Genomic DNA, 19,624 nt, shown 5'->3' with positions numbered 1-19,624 from the left:
CCGCGGGCGGTCTAGAGCAGGTCGATCCAGTCGACGTCGATGTCGCCGTCCTCGAAGTAGAGGCGGACGACGTGATCGCCGGCGGAGAGGGGGATGTCCGGTCCGGTCACCGTCTGGAAGGTGTCGAAGTCGCCGGTGTTCGGCGCCACCAGCACGCCCGCCGCGTCGGCGCCGTCCACCTCCAGGCGCAGGTTGCCGCCGACCGGGGAGGCGACCGAGAGCGCGGGGGTGAAGGTGCCGGCGGTGCCGACCGAGACCCGGTACTCCAGCCACTCCCGGGCCTGGGTGTCGGTCACCTGGTAGCAGCCCGGCGCGGCGCAGGCCCGCACGTCCACGTCGTCCACGCGCACCTCGCCGCCAGAGTTGCCCCGGCTGCGGTCGAAGTAGGCGATGCCCAGATCGCCGTGGTCATAGGCCTCGGCCTGGAGCCGGCCCGGCAGCGGGTGGCCGCCCTCGAGGTAGGGCTGGCGGGGGAGGAGCTCGATGTCGGTCCGGGCCCCCACGTGGGCGCGGGTCGAGGAGAAGTTGTTGTTGACGAAGAAGACCGATCCGTCTCGCTCATCGAAGGCCACCCAGCGCCCGGTGGTGCGGTTGGTCGTGGCGGCGGTCCCCGAGACGATGGCGCCGGCCCGGCGCCACTGGTCGGGCATGTAGCACTCGTCGGCGCAGCTCCAGAGGCTGATCTTCCCGCCGAAGCGACCCTCCTGGTACGCGAGGTAGCGCTCGCCCCCGTAGCCGTGGATCACCTCGACGTTGGTGTCGTTGTAGGTGCTGAAGGCGCTCACGTCCCGCAAGACCCAGCTCTGCGGATCGCCGCAGCGGGAGAGGGGGGTCGCGCAGACGCCCAGGTAGAGGACGTCGTCCCACGCCGTGGCGAAGGAGGCGCCCTCGGCGGGATCCTCCGGGCTCGTGGCGAGGGTCGGGTGGGGCAGGTCGGGGAACACGCCGGTCGTCACCAGGGTGCTCTGATCGAAGTCCGCCGGAGCGTCGCAGCCGGTCGAGGTGCCGTCGCAGTGGAAGAAGCGCACCGAGTCGTCCATCGAGCGGAGGATGACGACCTCCCAGGTGGAGCCGGTCTCCACGGCTCGCAGCGTCGCCCCGAAGCGGGTGTTGGGCGTGGCGTCCACCGTGAGGGTGGTCCAGTTGCCCGCGGCCGCGCAGCCCGTGGACTTCAGGCACTGACTCACGACCATGGCGCCGGCGCCGTCGCGGTGGGTGACCCAGACGCGGCTGCCGCGGGCCTCGAGGGAGACCATCGGGTAGGAGTCCAGCCCCGTTCCCAGGGTGACGGCCGGGCTCCAGTAGGCGTCCGCATCGCAGCCCGTGGAGAAGTCGCACCGGGAGAGGTGCAGGTCCCCGGCGTCGGAGCGGGCGGCGACGTAGAGGGCGCCCTCGTCCACCCCGACGGCCACGGTCTGGTAGGGGGCGGTGGCCACGAGGGGTGAGGTCAGGGTCCAGTCCCCCGAGACCTCGCAGTCGCTCTGGTGGCGATCGCACCACCAGACGTAGGGCTGGTCGAGCGTGCCCTGCGCCAGGGCCACGGCGAGGCGGCCGTCATGCGCGTCGGCCGTCCGGGAGTTGCTCCCCGAGGACGTCAGGATGACCCGGCGGGCGCTCCGGACGAGGCTGGAGCGGGGGGCCGAGGATCGCTGCCCGTCCGCGAGGAACGACTTGACGGAGGCCCGATAGGTCGTGCCGGAGAGCAGGGGGACGGCGATGTTGGAGGTCACGGAGGGATCGCCGATCAGGATCTCGCTGTCCCAGCCCGGGCTCAGGGCCCAGGGGTCGTCCAGCAGGATGTAGTGTCCGGCCACGTCCGGGGGGGAGGCGTCCCAGCGGAGGTTCAGCTCCCCGGTGGAGCTCCCCGCGCCGGCGGCGACCCGGAAGCCCTCGGGCGAGAGGGCGGTGGGCAGGATGAGACGCATGCGCCGATCCTCGTCACGCCACCCGGCGATCACGTCGGCACCCCGCGCGGTCAGGCCGACGCGCGGGCCTCCCGAGGCGAGGGAGAGGGCGGCGACCGACCAGTCGGCGTTCACCACGCACCCGGTGGTGTCGCCGCTCTCGCAGATGGAGAGGCGGATCTCGCCGCTGCCATCGTCGACGCCGATGACGTTGACCTTGCCGGCCAGCACCTCGAGCTCGACGGAGCTGAGGTCACCGGAGATCCACGCCTCGTGGGTGGACCAGTTGGCGGCGACGGCGCAGTCCGCGTTCAGCGGGCAGCGGCGGACGGAGGGGTTGTCGATGTACTCCCCGAGCTCGTGGAGGTAGCGGTTCGACTTGGCCAGGAAGAGCTCCTCCTTCCCGAAGTCGTCGCAGCTCGGCCCCGTCCAGTCGGCGAGGAGGTCACAGCCGGTGGAGAGCTGACAGCCCACGTGGCAGATGCCGGCGTTGGCGCTGAACGCCCCGACGATCTGGGTGTCGGTGGCCACGACGGCGATCTGATCCCCCTGGTTGACCGCCTGGGTGTTGATCGGGCTGGGCACCGCCACGGTCGACCAGCTGGCGGCCTGACTGCAGTCGCTGCCGTGGTGGCAGGTGGAGATGGCCAGGGAGCGGTAGATCCCGGGCCCCACGGAGGCGATGATCGTCCGGTCGGGCGCGACATCGGCCCGGATGGAGGTGTTCCGGAAGGTGCCCGAGGAGTAGCCGGTGCCCCCGAAGGGGATGAGCTCCACGAAGATCCAGCTCGAGGCCAGCGTGCAGTCGCTCTGGCGGGAGCAGTGCCAGAAGCCCACCCGGGGCGAGCCGTCGTCGGCCGGGTTCTCCACGGTGGGGATGATCAGCTCGTCGGGGGTGCCGACGAGCTCGATCCGCCGGGCCCGGTTCCGGTAGCCCGTGTCGAGCCGGAAGTGCTGCCAGTCGCCGGCGTCGCTGCAGTCGTCGAGGACGAGGTCGCAGGAGGCCACCACGATGTGCTCGAGCCCGGTGGAGGGATCGACCTCGTTCGCGGGCCACCAGAGCCGGCCCTGGGCGTTGGTGAGGGTCGCGTCGATCCGATCACCGGCCGCCAGCGGGGCGCTCAGGAGGTGCTGGCGATAGCCCGGCGTCGCCTCGATGCTCGTGGACCAGGTGCTGGTCCGGCCGGCGCGGTCCACCGAGCGGACCGAGATCGAGTAGGGCGTGCCGTTTCGAAGCCCGGTCACCACACTCTCGGGCTGCGAGGTCTGGAAATACTGGGCGGGAGGCGGAGACATGACGGCCTCTCGAACCAGGATCTCGTAGTAGGCGATGCCGCTCTGCGCGTCCTGGGCCGCGAACCAGGAGAGCGAGAGCTGCTCGCTGCCCGAGACCGCGACCAGGCCGGTCGGCACCCCCGGCGCGGTCAGATCGAGGATCACCGAGCGGCGGAAGGGGAAGGCCGTGATGTTGCCCGCCGGATCCGCGAGGCAGACCTCGATCGGCTTGGCGCCCTCTCCGGCGGAGAGGGAGCGGGAGTAGGTGGCGCTCGTGCAGCCGGAGAGGCCGCAGATGGCGTCGACCCGGCCGTCCCAGGCGCTGTAGTCGAGCGTGTTGCAGTCGATCGGGCCCTCGAGGATCTTGAAGCGGTAGCCCGAGGCGTCGGGCTGATCGTCGTAGGCGTCGACCACCACCTGGACCGAGGTGCTGATCACCGCGTCCAGCGGCGCGTTGGGGAAGGAGATGCCGGTGATGGTCGGGGCGATGTTGTCCAGCCCGAGGGTGTCCGAGTCGCTGCCGTCGAGCACGCTCACGTTGCCCGCGGCGTCGCGGACCTGGGCGTAGACGGTCTTGGTGCCGCCCGCCGAGGAGAGGACCAGGTTCTCGGTGAGGGTGGTGGCGCCGCTGTGCACCAGCCAGGGCGCGCCGGAGAAGTCGCTGGCCTCGGAGAGGCGCAGGCCGGTGATCCCCGAGCCGCTGCCATCGCTGGCGGAGACGGTCACGGCCACCAGGGTGTTGCGGGTCATGGCGGCCCCGCCGTCGATGACCACGCTGCTCACGGTGGGGGCGATCCGGTCGAGGACGATCGTGTCGGTGGCGGTCGCCCGCAGGCCGGCGGCGTCGCGCAGGCAGACGGTGACGGTCTTCGTCCCGTCGTTGCCGGTGTTGTCGGCCGGATCCAGGTCCCAGGAGGCCACGCTGGTGGCGTAGGGCTGGTCGATGGTCTGGCTGGCGCAGGAGACCGTGCCGTTGAAGACCTTCATCTGGGTGGTGTCGCCGGTGGCCGAGACGATGAGGTCGACCAGATCCGAGCCGGTGACCGCGAGATCCCGGGCGATGGAGAGGCTGCCGCCCGGGGGGCTGCGGTCGAGCACGATCGAGTCGGCCGCGCTCGCGGTGTTGCCGGCGGCGTCCCGGAAGCAGACGCTGACGGTGACCAGCCCGTCGGGGCCGGTGAGGGTCCGGGAGAGGCGGTGGGTGAGCGGGTAGGCCGAGTAGGCGGCGCTGGAGCAGTCGAGGGTGGAGCCGTTCGCCACGGCCACCTGCAGGGTGGAGAGATCCTCGCCGCCCGGGGCGGTGAAGGCCAGGCTCACCGAGGTGCTGGTGGCGTAGTCGTCCTCGACCCCGTCCACCGGGGAGCTGGAGTCGATGACGAAGGCGCCGGCCGGCCGGGAGGTGTCCAGGCCGATCCGGTCGGTGTCGCTGGCGGTGCGCCCGGCGCGGTCCTTGAAGCAGACCACCACGTCCTTGTCGCCGTCGCCGGCCGGGAGGGTCCAGGGGAGGACCGAGGCGTAGGGCTCGTAGGTGGCCGAGGCGCAGGAGAGGGTCGTGCCGTCGGCGACCGCCATGGAGACCACGTCCGAGGGCGCGGTGAAGGAGAGGACGACGCTGCGCCGGGTGGCCCAGGCCGCGCCGCCGTCGATCGCCACGCTGCCGGTGGGGTTGGTGGTGTCGAGGGTGACGGAGCCGCTGAGGGTCCCGAGGTTCCCGGCCTGGTCCCGCACGCAGGCCACGACGGTCTTCGCGCCGTCGCCTCCGCCGAGGGCCTGGTTCGTGGTGGCGCTCGAGGTGCCCACCAGCACCGGCGTGTAGGTGGCGCTGTTGCAGTTCAGGCTCGTCTGCGCCACGGCGTAGCCGTTCACGTCGTTGGGGAAGGAGACGGTCACGCTAACCGGGCTCGTGGTGGAGAAGCCGCTGCCGTCGCCGATCACCAGCTTGGGCTCGGGCTCCAGGGTGTCCAGGATGATCTCGTCCTGGAGAGAGGCGACGTTGCCGGCCCCGTCCTTCAGGCAGGCGACGACCCGCCGGGTCCCCTCACCCAGCCCGAGGGTCCAGGCCAGGGGGCTGCTGATGCCCCCGTAGGAGGCCGTCGAGCAGTCCAGGCTCTCGTTCGCGATCGCGATGCTGCTCGCGTCGGCGGAGGCGCTGACCGTCAGGGTCACGGTGTTGGTGTCGGTGTGGGTGTCCACGCCGTTGATGGCGAGGGTGCCGGTGGGCGGCAGGGTGTCGACGTTGATGGCGTCCGTCGCGCTGCCGGTGTTGCCGGCGGAGTCCCGGAAGCAGACGGCCACGCTCCGGCTGCCCTCGCCCGCGGCGAGGGTCCAGCTGCGGGTGGCGACCCAGCCGCCGTAGGAGGCGGTCGTGCAGTTCAGGCTGGTGCCGTTGACCAGCGCCACGCTCACGGTCTCGCTGGCGGTGAGGGAGATCGTGACGGTGTGGCTGCGCGTGTCGGCGGCCCCTCCGTCGATGCTCACGGTGCCGGTGGGCGCCACCCGGTCCAGGAGGATGACGTCGGTGGCGCCGGAGCGGAGCCCGGCGCCGTCCAGGAAGCAGGCGGTGACGGTCACGCTGCCGTCGTTGGCGGTGTCGTCGGCGGGGTCGAGATCCCAGCTCGCCACGCTGGTGATGCGGGGGCCGTCGATCGTCGCGCTGGCGCAGTCGACGACGCCGTTGAAGATCTTCATCGCGACGGTGTCGGCGGGGGAGTCGAGGGCCAGGTCCACGAGATCGCTGCGGGTCGTGGTCGCGCCGCCGGCGATGACCACCGAGCCGGCGGGCGCGCCGGTGTCGAGGATGATGGAGGCGGAGGCCGTGGCGCGGTTGCCGGCGGCGTCCTGGAAGCAGGCCACCACGGTCTTGGCGCCGTCACCGGCGCCGAGGAGGTGCCCGGCGACGGTCGTGGTGGTGGCCCCGCCCGGCGGGGCGTAGCTGGCCGTGGCGCAGTCGAGGAGCTCGTTGGCCACGGCGACGCCGGTGGTGTCCGAGGGGTGGGTGAGCAGGACGTCCACGCTCGCCGAGGTGGCGTGGGTGTCCGCGGCGGCGTCGCCGTCCGCGTCGAGGACCACCGTGCCGGCCGGCAAGGTGGTGTCCAGCACGATCGAGTCCGTGACCGAGGCGGTCCGCCCGGCGGCGTCGCGCAGGCAGGCCGTGACCTGCTTCGTCCCGTCCCCGCTGGGGAGGGTCCAGGCCCGGGTGGAGGAGAAGGCCTCGTAGCTGGCCGTGGCGCAGGCCAGGCTGGCCCCGTCGGCCAGGGCGAGGGAGGCGACGTCGGCGGGGGCGGTGAGGCTCAAGAGCACGCGGGGGTTGGTGGCGTGGCTCGCGCCCTTGTCGATGGTGAGGCTGCCGCCCGTCGGATCCTGACGATCGAGAGAGATGCCGTCGGAGGTCGAGGCGATGTTGCCCGCGGCGTCCCGCAGGCAGACCACGACCGTCTTCGCGCCGTCGCTGCCGCCGTCGAGGGTCCAGTTCGGTGCGGCCGCGAAGGCCGTCCAGGTCGCGGTGTTGCAGTCGAGGCTGCCGTTGCCCAGGGCCATGTCCCGGGTGTCCGCCGGGGCGAAGATGCGCACGACGACGCCGGTGCCGAGCGCCCACGCGTCCTCCTGGCCGTCGGCGTCGGCGTCGATGAAGGCGGTGCCCGCCGGGGCGCCGGTGTCGACCTCGATGCCGGCCACGGAGTTCGCGATGTTGCCCGCCACGTCGATGACTCGCAGGTAGACGGTGCGCGAGCCCTCGCCCGGCGTGAGGGCCCAGCCGGTGACGGTCTCGCTGCCGGTGCCGCTCCAGGTCACGGAGGTGGGCGCCGAGAAGCCCGGCTCGCTGGAGAGCAGCACGCTGGCGATCCCGCTGGTGGCGTCGGCGGCGCCGACGACCACGTCCACGCTCCCATCGGTGCTGTAGGTCGCCCCGCCGTCCAGGGTGAGGCTCAGGGGCTGGGGCACGGTGCGATCGAGGGAGACGCTGGCGCTGGAGGTGTCGAGGTTGCCGGCCGAGTCCCGCACCCGGACGTGGACGGTCTTCGCCCCGTCGCCGGGATCGAGGGTCCAGGCCAGGGGCGTGGCGTAGGGCTGCCAGAGCGCCCCGGCGAAGTCGGCGCGGTTGGAGACCTGCAGCTCGGTGGCGCCGGTGGCGACCACGTCGAGGGTGAGGGCGGTCTCGGTCACCCAGGGCGCGCCCCCGGCGAGGGTGACCAGGGTGATCTGCGGGGCGGTGTCGTCCCACTCGACGTCCACGCTCCGCGGCGCGCTGGTGTTGCCAGCGGCGTCCCGGAGGGTGACGTGCACCCGCTTGACACCCCGGGGGGCGGCGAGGGTCACCGGCTGAGTGGGGTTGAAGGGGCCCCAGATGCCCTGCACCAGCCCGCCGGAGGCGACGTCCTCGACGTCGACCTTCATCTCGTGGGCGTAGGCGGCGCCGGCCACGGCCTGCACCAGGAGGGTGACGTTGGGGGTGGAGACCGCGGCGCCCTCCACGATGGAGGCCGAGGCGATGACCGGGGCGTCCCGGTCGAGGGTGACCGCGGCGTCGAGGCGGACCGTCTCGTTGCCGGCGGCGTCGCGGTACTTGCCGTAGAGGACGTAGGGGCCGTCGGCGTCGGGGAGCTGGAGGGTGGTCGAGACGTCGTAGCTCTCCCAGGCCACCGGGTTGCCCGCGAGGTCGGTGAAGTCGGGTGCGAGGGAGACCACCATCTCGCTGGCGCCCTGCGCGCCGGTGGTGAGGGTGAGGTTCCGGCTGCCCGCGTAGGGGGCCTGGTCGATGGCGAGGCGGGCGCCGGTCGGGCCGACCGTGTCCAGGGTGATGCCGTCGCTCACCGGCGCGGAGACGTTGCCCGCGGGATCGCGGAACTGGGCGAAGACCTGCTTGGCTCCGTCGCCGGGGGAGAGGAACCAGGTGATCACGCTCTGGTAGGGCTGCCAGACCGCGCCGCTGAAGCCGCTGTCACTCGCCAGCCGCATGGTGAGGCCCGCGGCCTGGTTCTCGTCGGCGGCCGTGAGGCCGACGCTGACGATCGCGGTACGCGACCAGGTGGAGCCGCCCTCGACCTCCACCACCGTCCCGTCCGGGGCCTCGCGGTCGAGCACGACCTTCGTGTTGGCCGAGGCGGACCAGTTGCCGGCCCGGTCCTGGAAGCGGACCCAGACCTCCTTCTCCTCGTCCACCGAGGGGCGGAGCATGGGGAAGTCGAGGCTGCGGTTGTAGGGCTGCAGGGTGGCCAGGTCCCAGGCGCTCTGGGCCGGCTCGCTGCAGGCGGCCGGGGCGCAGGCCTGAACGTCGGTGGTCAGCACCTTGTAGGCGGCCAGCCCGCTGGTCACGATGGTGCTCCCGAGGGGCGGGGCGTCCGAGGCGGTCAGGGTGAGGAGCAGGACGCCGTCGGGGTCGCGGGACCAGCCGCTGTCGTCCTCGACCACCACCCGGGGATCGGTGGGGGCGGTGAGGTCGAGGATCACGACATCGGAGACCTTGGCGCCGACGCCGCTGCTGCCGCGCACCTGGGCGAAGACCTTCACCTCGCCCTCCGGGCCGGCGAGATCGTAGGTGCCGTTGGTGGCGTAGGGCACCCAGCCCTCGTCGGCGCGGGCGGGATCGTCGAAGAGGGTCTCGTCCTCGCCGATGCGCATCTCGGTGGTGCCGGTGGGGGCCTCGAGCTGGTAGGCGACGGTACGCAGGTTGGCGAAGGCGTTGCCCGAGTGGAGGACCAGGCCGCCCTGCTGGCGGGCCAGCTGCAGCTCGCCCACGTCGACGACCCCGCCGGCGGTCACGGTCACCCCGCCCACGGACTGCTCGATGAAGCCGTCCCGGCGGGCCATGAGCTGGTAGTTGGTGCCGGCGCAGACCCCCTCGAGGAAGAAGCTGCCGTCCGAGCCGGTGAAGGCCACGAAGGGGGTCCCCTCGATCTGCACGAGGGCGCCGGCGTGGTTGGTCTCTCCGGTGAGGGTCACCCGGCCGGTGACCCCGCCCTTCGCGGCGGGCAGGAGGAGCGGCTCGGGGAGCGTGGTGCTCCGGCCGCCGCGCACGGTGAGGCCGTTGACGGTGACGCTCTCGTGGCCGTCGAGGGAGACGCGGACGGCGTAGCTGCCAGCGGAGAGGCCGCCGAGGACGAAGGCGCCGGTCGGGTCGGCGACCGTGGTGCCCCCCGAGGGGAGGGCGGCGGCCAGGGCGCCCTCGGCCGGGAGGATCACCTCGTTGCGCGGGTCGGCCTCGCAGGTCTGCCGCTCGACGATGCCCTCGATGCTCCCCGGGTTGGCCAGGAGCACGACCGGATCCAGCTGGAGATCGGCTGCCCGGGGCACCACGGTGCCGGAGAGCAGCACCGGCTGGTAGTCCGCCGCGCTCATCTCCAGGTCGTAGGTGCCCTCGGAGAGGCGCATCGACCAGCTGCCGTCGGGCGCGGTGAGGGTCTGGAAGGGGCGCCCCACCATGCGGATCAGGATGCCCTCGTGGCTCGGGGCGCCCTCGAGGGTGGTGACGCCGCTCAAGGTGCTCGCGTCGTCGGTGGTGGACAGCGGCACCAGGTAGATGGAGCCCAGGTCGCGCTGGGTGGCCACCGGGAGATCGATGACCGGCAGGGAGGCCGGCTGGTAGCCGACCGCCGTGACCAGCAGCTGGTACTCCCCCGGGGGCAGGCCGTCGAAGGAGAAGGCGCCGGCCGCGTCGGTGGTGGCCGGGGTCACGGCCTCCGGGCTCTTGCTCACGGTGACGGTGGCGCCCGCGATGGGCTGCGCGACGAGGTTGCCGCTGCTGTCCCAGCTCGTCTCGGCCACCACGCCCTGGATGAGGCCGGGGGCCGGGGCGATGGACTCGGGATCGTAGGGGTTGCTCCAGGTGGTGACGTCGGCCGGGCAGCCGACGAGGAGCACGGGGATCAGGGCCAGAGCGAGCGCGAGCCTCTTCACGAAAGCCTCCAGAAAGTGGGCACGAGGGCGCAGGTGGAGATCTCCCTCCCCCTGCCTCGGACCCTTGCTATTTGGGGGGCGGGGGCAGAGGAGTCAAGCCGCTGCAAACACGTTCAGGCTTGGGACCCGGGCGCCTGGTCTGGCACCCCGGTGGCTGGTGGGCCGGCTCGGGCTTCCGTACTAACCTGTCCCGATGCAGATCGACCTGGAGGGAGCGGCCATCGTCACCGGCGCCGGACGGGGCATCGGCGCGGCCATCGCCCGGCGGCTGGCCGCCTCGGGGGCGAGCGTGGCCCTCGCCAGCCGGACCCCCTCGGAGGTCGAGGCGGTGGCGGCCTCGATCCGAGAGGCCGGGGGAGCGGCCCGGGCCTTTCGCGCGGACGTCACCGACGAGGCCCAGGTCGAGGCCCTCTTCGCCGGTGCGGTCGAGGCCTTCGGCCCCTTGCGCTACCTCGTCAACAACGCCGGCAACGCGCCGGTGGGCCCCACGGCCGACTTCAGCCTCGCCGACTGGCAGCACTGCCTCGGCGTGAACCTCACGGGGGCCTTCCTCTGCAGCCGGCAGGCCTTCCGGACGATGCCCGCCGCCGGCGGCGGCGCGATCGTGAACGTCTCCAGCGGTGCCGGCAAGCACGGCAAGGCCATGTGGGCCGCCTACTGCGCCGCCAAGAGCGGCCTCCACGGGCTGGCCCGGGCGCTCGCCGCCGAGGGGACGCCCCTGGGGATCCGGGTGAACACCGTCTGCCCCGGCGGGACCCGCACCACCCTGCGTGCCTCGATCTTCGGCGAGGAGCCCGAGGGGAAGATCCTCGCTCCCGAGCAGGTTGCGGACGCCGTGCTCTTCCTCCTCTCCGACGCTGCCGCGGACATCCGGGGCGCCGAGCTCGATGTGAGAAAGCCCTGATGAAGCGCGCCTCGATCCTTCTCTTCCTCCCCCTCTCGCTGGTTCTGCTCTGGCCGGTGGAAGCCGCGGGGCAGGTCTTCGTCTACCCCCGCCGCCCCGACAAGAGTCTGGTGCGCCACTTCGACTTCGACTGGCAGCACTCGGATCTGATCATCGATGTGGACCTGACGAAGCCGGAGGGAGAGGAGAAGCAGGAGGAAGGTGACGAGGAGAAGGTCGAAGAGGCTCCGGACGCCGTTCCCGTCTCCGAGGGTTCCGGAGGTGAAGAGGGAGAAGACGGAAAGGGTGACGGTGACGGAAACGGGGACGCACCGGTCGAGGCCGAGGTCTCCGGCGCTGGTTCTGGCAGGACCCTGAAGGCGGCGGTGACGCCTGCGGACGGTGCCGAGGGTGAGCCGAACGCGCCCGCCCCCGCACCCGCGCCCGTCGCGGAGCCGGCACCGCCGACGGTGGTCGTCGATGCGCCGAAGCCGGAGGGGACCGATGGAGCCGTCGCGCCGCCGGCCCGCCCGGTGCCGCAGAAGCATCCCGACGCCGGCGCCCGCGCGGTGGCCGGCCTGGGCAAGCCCGCCGACCGGGGGGCGAAGCCGGAGGACGCGGCGAGCCAGCTGCGGGGCGCCGGGAGGGTGCGGCTCTACTTCTACGAGCGAGAGCGCGAGGTCGCCGAGCGGGCCTCGGTGCTCGTCGAGGGCTCCTACCGCTACCTCTCCGAGCGCTTCGACTTCATCCCCCGGGAGCAGATCCCCTTCATCCTCTACAGCTCCTACCAGGAGTTCCTCCAGACCAACCTCTTCCCTCTGCAGGAGGGGGTGCTCGGCGTCACCTCGCCCCGCGACCTCAAGATGACCCTGCCCTACTTCGGGGATCACCGGCTCTTCGACGAGGTGGGGACCCACGAGATGGCCCACCAGTTCACCATCCAGAAGGTGCGGGCGGTGGCCAAGCAGGCCGACCTCTGGGGGGATCCCCTCGAGAACATGCCCCTCTGGTTCATCGAGGGCCTCGCCGAGTACTACGCTCAGCGCGGCGTCGATCCCGAGGCCGAGATGCTGGTGCGGGACATCCTGGTCAACCCCAGCTTCCAGCGGGGCTACGCCATGCTCGGCTTCTTCGAGGACCGGCCCTACTCGGTGCTCTGGACCTACAAGGTCGGGCAGGTGCGCTGCGCCTTCCTCGAGGACCACTACGGTGCGGGCACGATCCAGAAGATCCTCGACCGCTCCCCCCGCCTGGTCGGCGCCTACGAGGGGCAGCGCCAGGTCGACGGCTTCGCCCGCCTCATCGAGGAGCTCACCGGGGACGAGCCGCGCAAGGTCGCGGCCGCCTTCTCCGACTGGCTCAAGCGGCGGGCCTTCCCCAGCTACCTCGACTCGGCGATCGGCGAGGCCGAGCTCGAGCCCCTGAAGATCGGCCTGGAGAACGTGGACGCCCTGGCCGCCTCCCCCGACGGTCAGCTCGTCCTGCTGCGCAGCATGGACGGAGACACCGGCCGCTCTCGCCTGACCCTCCTCGATCCGCGGGCGCCCAACCTCTCGCGGACCGTGGTGGCCGACGGCGTCCCCGGCGCCGAGTCGCTCCACCCGGTCTCCGGCCGCAACTTCGACGTCCGGGCCGATGGGATCACCTACGTGGCGCAGGTGCGGGGCCGCGACCACCTCTACTGGCGCCCGCTGGTCCACCTGGCCAAGGAGCGCACCGCCCGGCCGGGGCAGCCCACCGAGGGGCGCGGCGCCTCCCTCCACGAGCCGGGGAGCTGGACCACCAAGCTCGAGCTGGGGAGCCGGGTCTCCCTGCCGCTGCCCGAGGGGATCCTCGCCGTGGGCTCGCCGGCCTTCTCCCCCGACGGGCGGCGCATCGTCTTCATCGCCCTGAACGAGGCCGGGCAGAAGGACGTCTACGTCGTCGACGTGCACGACGGAAAGCCTGCCCGCGCGCTCACCGACGACCTCTGGGCCGAGCGCGAGGTCAGCTGGGGCCTGGCGGGCATCGTCTACACCTCGGACGCCACCGAGACCGGCCACTACAACCTCTTCAGCGTGGCCCCGGAGGGGGGAGAGCCGACCCGCCTCACCTTCGAGGCGCGCGACGCGCAGGACATCAAGGTCCTGCCGGATGGACGCATCGTCTACGTGGCCTTCGACCAGGCCCGGGCGGACATCTACGAGGTCTCCGCGGCCGGCGTCCGCGCCCTCACCCTGATGGACACCGGGGTCTTCGATCCCTCGCCCGCCGGGAAGGGGGACCTCTGGGTGCTCTGGCACAACGCCGGGCAGCGGATCCCGGTGAAGCTGCCGGCCTCGGCCCTGACGCCGGCCGAGCCCACCGCGCCGGCCGAGGCGGGGCGTCCCCGCACCCTGGCCTCCCAGCCGCTGGTGGGGGCCACGCCCTACGATCCCCTGCGCCCCCGGAACTGGGAGCTCGGCAACCTCTTCGGGCTCTTCGGCGCGGGGGGCAGCGGCGTCTTCGGTCAGCTGATGGCCAGCGGCTCGGACAAGCTGCGCAACCACGCGGTGCTGCTCAACCTCTTCATCTTCGGCAGCTTCGATCTCACCGACGGCTTCGCCGTCTACGTGAACCAGGCCGGGCGGATGACCTGGGGCACCGGCGTCTTCCAGTCCCTGCTCTTCCGCACCGATCAGACCCCGGGCATCGCCGACCTCGGGGTGCAGGTGACGACCGCCGAGCGCTACTACGGCGCGCTGGGCAGCCTGCGCTACCCCTTCGACACCTACCACCACGTGCAGGGCGATCTCTCGATCGGCGGCACCACCTACTTCCTCCTCGAGGACGCCGAGCTGATCCTGGGCGACGGCGAGCTCAACGGCACCCACCGCAACCTCCTGCAGCTCTGGCGGGACGCGAACGAGGGCGCCCGCCTGCAGGGCGAGGTCACCCTGCGCTACGGCTACGACACCATCCGCTACCACCGGGCCACCGGCCCCCTGGCCGGCTCCTCGCTGATGCTGGAGTCCACCACCACCGTGCAGCCCCTGGACGGGGAGCTCTTCGGCAACGTGCGGGTGGACGCCGAGAAGTACCTGCCGCTCTGGGGGCGGGCCAACGTCTTCCTGCGGGTCGGCGCGGGCACCGCCTTCGGCTCGCGCTTCGCCCGGCAGTTCTACCTCTCGAGCTTCGACACCCTGCGCGGGGTCCCCTTCGGCGACGCCGACTTCCTGCGGGGGCAGCACTTCGCCTACGGCACCCTGGAGCTGCAGTTCCCCCTCAACGCCATCGTGCGGCTGATCCTCTTCACCGACATCGAGGGGGTCCTGGGGGTGGACTTCGGGGCAGTGGGCAACGAGCTGTCCGAGCTTTGGAACAAGCGGGTCCTGGACGTGGTGCTGGGCGTGAACTTCGGCTTCGGGCCCCTGGTCTTCCGCCTGCACTTCGCCAAGCCGGTGGACGTCGGGGCCAACCCCACCCTCGTGGGGGTGGAGCGGGGGCTCCCCAACAACGGGCAGTGGGTCACGAACTTCAGCCTGGGCTGGGTCTACTTCTAGAGGAGCGCCACACGTCTCGGCGCGCCGGACCATCTCCGCTAGGATGAGGTGTGCCCGACTTCGACGATCTCGGCCCCGATGACGAGCTCGACGACCTCCTGGACGACGAGCCCGAGGGCCACGCCCCGCGAGGGCGCTTCGCCCGGCTCATGAAGCTGGGGGGGCTGACCACCTCGGTGGGCGCCTCCCTGGTGGGTGACCGGCTGGTGGGCCGCATCCTCCCGGACTCGGTCCGCGAGGCGCGCACCAAGAAGATGATCGAGAAGAACGCGGCCAAGATGGTCCGCACCATGGGCGAGCTGAAGGGCGCGGCCATGAAGCTCGGTCAGATCCTCTCCATGGCGCCGCTCCAGGAGGAGCACATCCCGGAGGAGCTGCGCGACGCCCTGGCCGTGCTCCAGCGCTCGGCGCCGCCCATGGGCTGGAAGATGGTCTGCGACCAGATCGAGGAGGCCTTCGATCAGCCGGTGGAGAGCCTCTACCGCTTCTTCGATCCCGCGCCGCTGGCCTCGGCGAGCATCGGGCAGGTCCACCGGGCCGAGCTCTTCGATGGCACGCCGGTGGCCGTGAAGGTGCAGTATCCGGGGGTCGAGCAGACCCTGGTGGCCGATCTCAAGAACATCGCCACCATGGCTCAGATGGGGCGGCCCTTCGCCTCCGCGAGGAGCATCGACGAGGTGCTCGAGGAGATCCGGGAGGTGCTCGCCCAGGAGAGCGACTACCGGGTGGAGGCCGACAACCTCCGGGCCTTCCACGAGGCCCTCGCCGGGCGGGACGACGTGCGGGTCCCCCGGCCCGTCGGTGAGCTGACCCGGAAGACCGTCCTCACCATGGAGCTGATGGAGGGCCGGAAGCTCGATCACTGGCTGCTCGAGCGGGCCCCGGAGAAGCGCTCCGAGGTCGTGCGGCACTTCATCGACCTGGTCGCCTGGCTCTTCTACGAGAAGCAGCTGCTCCACGCCGATCCCCACCCCGGCAACTACCTCATCGACGCCGAGGGCAAGCTGGTCATCCTCGACTTCGGTGCGGTGCGGACCTACGACCCCGCCTTCACCGACGACCTCCTGCGCCTGCTGGTCACGGTCTGGGAGGGGAGGGTGGACGAGCTGCCCGCCCTCTTCGCCCGGCTGGGCTTCGGCGAGGGAAAGGTGACGGTCTCCGGCGAGGTCCTCGACGAGTGGCTCAAGCTCGTGGTGGCGCCCCTCTTCCACGAGGGCCCCTTCGCCTTCGGGAAGTGGAATCCCCACAACGACACCAACCGCTTCATGCTGCGCCACCCCAGCCTCATCGGCCTGACCCCGCCCCGGGAGATGATCTTCTACGGGCGCACCGCCATCGGCATCTGGGGGTTGATGCAGCGCCTCGACATCACCATCGACGTGAAGCAGCTCTCCCGGGAGATCATCGCGAGGCGGGGGCTGCTCTAGGAGCGCCATGGCCTACGACCAGCTCGCCTTCCATCAGCTGATCTTCGACCGCTCTCCCCTGGGAAAGGTCGTCTGCGACGCCGAGGGCAACGCCATCCTCGCGAACGAGGCGATCGGGAAGATCGTGGGCGGGAGCCGGGAGCAGATCCTGGCGCAGAACTACCACGAGCTCGAATCGTGGAGGGCCTCGGGGCTGACCCAGGCCGCGGACCAGGCCATGGCCAGCGGCCAGTCCACCTCGATCAAGCTCAGCCTGACCTCCAGCTTCGGCAGGGAGCTCACCGGCAACGCCCTCTTCCAGCCGCTCGTCTTCGAGGGAGAGACCTACCTGCTCTGCATCTTCGACGACCTCTCCGAGCTGAAGAAGGCCGAGGACGAGCGCGAGCGCCTCATCGGCCAGCTGACCAAGGCGATCGAGGAGATCAAGAGCCTGCGGGGCATCCTGCCGCTCTGCTCCTTCTGCAAGAAGGTCCGCGACGACCAGGGCTACTGGCAACAGGTGGACGTCTACATCCGGGATCACCTCCTGGCCGACATCAGCCACAGCATCTGCCCGGAGTGCGTGAAGAAGCACTACCCCGAGCTCTGAATCGGCGGGAAAGCCCCTGAAAAGAGGGGCGAAATGCCTCCTGGTTCCGCAGCGGCTCGGTTTGGACTAGGGTGCGCGGCTCCGCAACACCCGACGACCCTCCCTGCGAAGGAGCAGCCAGCATGTCCCTCGTCCCCGTCCACGGCGGCCTCAACGAGCCCGTCGATCGCATCCTCCCCCTCTCCCAGCGCAAGGCCCTCCTCGCCGAGGCAGAGGGGATGTCCTCCTTCGAGGTGAACGACGCCGACCTCTCGGCCGTCTACCGCTTCTCCGACGGCACCCTCTCCCCCCTCGAGGGGCCGATGAACGAGGACGAGTTCAACCAGGTCCTCGACACCCGCACGATCACCCGCGGCGGAAAGAACTACGTCTGGGGCATCCCCATGTCCCTGCCGGTCACCGACGCCGAGGCGGCGAAGCTCGAGGTCGGCAAGAAGGCCGTCATCAAGAACAGCGCCGGTGAGGTCGTCGGCGTCCTCGAGGTCGAGAGCCTCTTCGACTGGGACAAGAACCGCTACCTCGAGAAGGTCTACGGGACCGACCGCCACGATCACCCCGGCGGCGACATCGTGATGAACGACCCCCGGACCAAGCTGGTGGGCGGCAAGATCCAGACCCTGCCCCAGCCCAAGAACCCCGACTTCGGTCAGTACGTCCTCTCGCCCCGGCAGACCCGGGCGATGATCGCCGACCGCAAGTGGGAGGCCGCCCTGGCCTTCCAGACCCGCAACCCGCTGCACCGGGCTCACGAGTACGCCCTGGTCTACGGGGTCGAGACCCTCACCCGCGAGGGGCTCCACGCCGGTGTGGTCCTCAACCCGCTCGTCGGTCAGCTCAAGGGCGACGACGTGGACGCCGCCACCCGGATGGAGACCTACGAGGCTCTCCTCAAGGGCCGCCTCCTCGGCCAGGGCGACTCGGACACCGCCCTCTGGGCCGAGACCGGCTACGATCTGAACGACGTCTTCGCCCTCGTGGGCCTCGACATCAAGATGTTCTACGGCGGCCCTGCCGAGGCGCTGATGCACGCCATCTACCGGCAGAACCATGGCTTCAGCCACATCGTCATCGGCCGGAAGCACGCCGACGCGCCCTTCCACGACAACTCCCCCATCTGGGGCGACTTCGACGCCCAGGAGGTCTTCGACGACCTGCCCGGCGAGCTGCACACCAAGCCGGTGAAGGTCGGCTTCGCGGCCTTCTACGAGAGCCTCGGCCGGGTCGACCTGATGGCGAACCACGCCGAGGAGAAGCCCTTCTTCATCTCGGGCACCAAGGTGCGGGAGCTGCTCGTCTCCGGCGAGCGCCCCTCCGAGAAGATCATGCGGCCCCAGACCGCCGACGTGCTCATCGAGGCCTACAAGGCCCAGGGCGCGTAGCGCTCTCCACCGCGGAGCGCTCGAGCGAGGAGCCCCGTCCGGTCGTCCGGGCGGGGCTCTTCTCGTTGGTGCTAGCTGGCGAGGGCCTGGCCACTAACTGGCCAGGTAGGCCTCGATGGCCTCGGCCAGGTTGTCGATGATCTGGTCGAAGAGCTCCTCGTCCTTCTGCAGCAGGGTCATCCGGAAGCCCTGGAGGTGCGTGCCGAAGCTGGAGAGGGGCACCACGCAGATGCCGGTGGAGGCCAGCAGGGTGTAGACGAAGCGCTTGTCCAGGCTCACACCCTCCTTGTCGACCAGGCCCTCGACCAGGGCCTTCACCTCGGGGTTCTCGATGGGGAGGGTCTGCTTGTCGTGGAGGACTCCGTCCTCGAAGACCACGCTCTTGTAGAAGGCGCCGTTGGTGCGGTTGCACTTGATGCCCTTCACCTGCGAGAGGCGGTCCTGGGCCTTCTGGGAGTGCCGGGCGTAGCGCTGCCGCCGCTCCTCCAGCCAGCCCTCGTACTCGGGGTGGGAGTAGAGCTTCGGGATCGCGGCCTGGGGCAGGGTGGTGGAGCAGACCTCCACCATCTTCGAGTTCAGGAGGGAGCGGGCGTAGGTGTCGAAGACGGGATCCTTCTCCCGGTTGTAGAACTCGATCCAGCCGCAGCGGGAGCCGGGCCAGGGCACCTCCTTGGAGATGCCCTTCATGGCGATGGCGGGGACGTCGCCGATGATGTCGCCGATGGGGCTGGTGGTCTCACCGTTGTAGATGAGGTTCATGTAGATCTCGTCGGCGATCAGGAAGAGGTCGTACTCCCTGGCGATCGCCACCATCTCCTCGAGGGTCTCCCGCGGCCAGACCGAGCCCGTCGGGTTGTCCGGGTTGATGATCAGGAGCCCCGAGATCGCGGGGTTGAACTTCACCGAGAGGCGGAGGTGCTCGAGATCCGGGAACCACTTGTTGTCGGGATCGAGGCGGTAGCTGACCGGGTGCTGTCCGGCGTGGGCGGCCTCCGCCGACGAGTGGGTGGAGTAGGTGGGGGAGGGGCCCAGCACCCGGCACTCCCGGCGCAGCAGGCCGTAGACCTTCTGGATCGCGTCGCCCAGGCCGTTGAAGAAGAGGATGTCGTCCGCGCCGATCTGGATGCCCCCCCGGGCGTTCGTGCGCTCGGCGAGGAAGGTGCGGGTGGGCAGGAGGCCCCGGGTGGGGCTGTAGCCGTAGCTGCTGTCCTCCCGGGCCAGCTCGCAGACGATGTCCTTGATCCAGCCGGGGAGCTCCTCGCCCTTGGCGATGGGATCCCCGATGTTCTCCATGAAGGTCTGGAGGCCCAGGGCCTGCATCCGGTTGGCGACCTCGACGATCGCCCGGATCTCGTAGGTCAGCTCACCAGCTCCGATGTGCACGATGTTGTTGCGCATGGCGGGGCACCCTAGCAAAAGCGCGGCGTCCTTTCGAAGTCGAAATGGTGGCAGGATGAGCCCGATGGCGGCGGGGAGCCCGATGAGCAGGGGAAGCGGAGCCGGGCGAGCGGTGGCCATCGCGGTCGTCTTCGCGCTCTCCGGCATGGCTGGCCTGGCCTACGAGATCGTCTGGGTCCGGCAGATCACCCTCCTCATCGGGAGCACCACCTGGGCCGTGTCCCTGACGGTGGCCGGCTTCCTCCTGGGGCTGACCCTCGGGGCGCTCCTGGGGGGGAGGCTGGCGGACCGCTCCCGCCGCTGGCTCTTCCTCTACGGGGCGATGGAGGTGGCGGTCGGGATCTTCGGGGTGGC

8 protein-coding genes are annotated in these 19,624 nt (G+C 71.0%); 6 read left to right on the top strand and 2 right to left on the bottom strand.

Annotated elements, in window-relative coordinates; translation table 11 throughout:
* Nucleotides 1-11 precede the first annotated feature (11 nt).
* Nucleotides 12-10,073, bottom strand: a complete 10,062-nt coding sequence (locus P1V51_08975) for a carboxypeptidase regulatory-like domain-containing protein (protein MDF1563163.1) — start codon at nt 10,071-10,073, stop codon at nt 12-14.
* 193 nt (nt 10,074-10,266) lie between these two features.
* Here P1V51_08975 and P1V51_08970 point away from each other — a divergent pair, with 193 nt between their 5' ends.
* The 5 genes from P1V51_08970 to P1V51_08950 all read left to right on the top strand — a co-directional run bounded on the left by P1V51_08970 (nt 10,267) and on the right by P1V51_08950 (nt 17,872).
* Nucleotides 10,267-10,977, top strand: coding sequence for an SDR family NAD(P)-dependent oxidoreductase (locus tag P1V51_08970; protein MDF1563162.1), 711 nt, complete (start codon nt 10,267-10,269; stop codon nt 10,975-10,977).
* Nucleotides 10,977-14,477 (top strand): tolB protein precursor protein, encoded by a 3,501-nt coding sequence (locus tag P1V51_08965; protein MDF1563161.1) that lies wholly within the window; start codon nt 10,977-10,979, stop codon nt 14,475-14,477. The genes P1V51_08970 and P1V51_08965 overlap by 1 nt, the downstream gene beginning before the upstream one ends.
* 50 nt (nt 14,478-14,527) lie before the next feature.
* Nucleotides 14,528-15,904, top strand: a complete 1,377-nt coding sequence (locus P1V51_08960; protein ID MDF1563160.1) for an AarF/ABC1/UbiB kinase family protein — start codon at nt 14,528-14,530, stop codon at nt 15,902-15,904.
* Nucleotides 15,905-15,911: 7 nt separating this feature from the next.
* Nucleotides 15,912-16,493 (top strand): PAS domain S-box protein, encoded by a 582-nt coding sequence (locus P1V51_08955; GenBank protein MDF1563159.1) that lies wholly within the window; start codon nt 15,912-15,914, stop codon nt 16,491-16,493.
* A 122-nt stretch (nt 16,494-16,615) separates the two neighbouring features.
* Entirely contained in the window at nt 16,616-17,872 is a 1,257-nt protein-coding gene (locus P1V51_08950) for a sulfate adenylyltransferase (GenBank protein MDF1563158.1), read from the top strand.
* Nucleotides 17,873-17,965: 93 nt separating this feature from the next.
* Here P1V51_08950 and P1V51_08945 read toward each other — a convergent pair whose 3' ends face one another.
* Nucleotides 17,966-19,270 carry a pyridoxal phosphate-dependent aminotransferase gene (locus P1V51_08945; protein ID MDF1563157.1) on the bottom strand — a complete coding sequence of 435 codons (1,305 nt, stop codon included), beginning with the start codon at nt 19,268-19,270 and terminating at the stop codon, nt 17,966-17,968.
* A gap of 82 nt (nt 19,271-19,352) precedes the next feature.
* Between P1V51_08945 and P1V51_08940 the strand changes: the two genes are divergently transcribed.
* Nucleotides 19,353-19,624: spermidine synthase (locus P1V51_08940; protein ID MDF1563156.1), on the top strand; the 272-nt coding region annotated here is incomplete at its 3' end.

The organism is Deltaproteobacteria bacterium, assembly GCA_029210625.1.
Classification (GTDB): Bacteria; Myxococcota; Myxococcia; order SLRQ01; family SLRQ01; genus JARGFU01.
This window is presented reverse-complemented; position numbering and strand designations above follow the sequence as displayed.

Bases quoted from the DNA above. Each gene is read 5' to 3' on its own strand.
- P1V51_08955 (MDF1563159.1), top strand. From the start codon at position 15,912: ATGGCCTACGACCAGCTCGCCTTCCATCAGCTGATCTTCGACCGCTCT.
- P1V51_08945 (MDF1563157.1), bottom strand. From the start codon at position 19,270: ATGCGCAACAACATCGTGCACATCGGAGCTGGTGAGCTGACCTACGAG.
- P1V51_08970 (MDF1563162.1), top strand. From the start codon at position 10,267: ATGCAGATCGACCTGGAGGGAGCGGCCATCGTCACCGGCGCCGGACGG.
- P1V51_08965 (MDF1563161.1), top strand. From the start codon at position 10,977: ATGAAGCGCGCCTCGATCCTTCTCTTCCTCCCCCTCTCGCTGGTTCTG.
- P1V51_08950 (MDF1563158.1), top strand. From the start codon at position 16,616: ATGTCCCTCGTCCCCGTCCACGGCGGCCTCAACGAGCCCGTCGATCGC.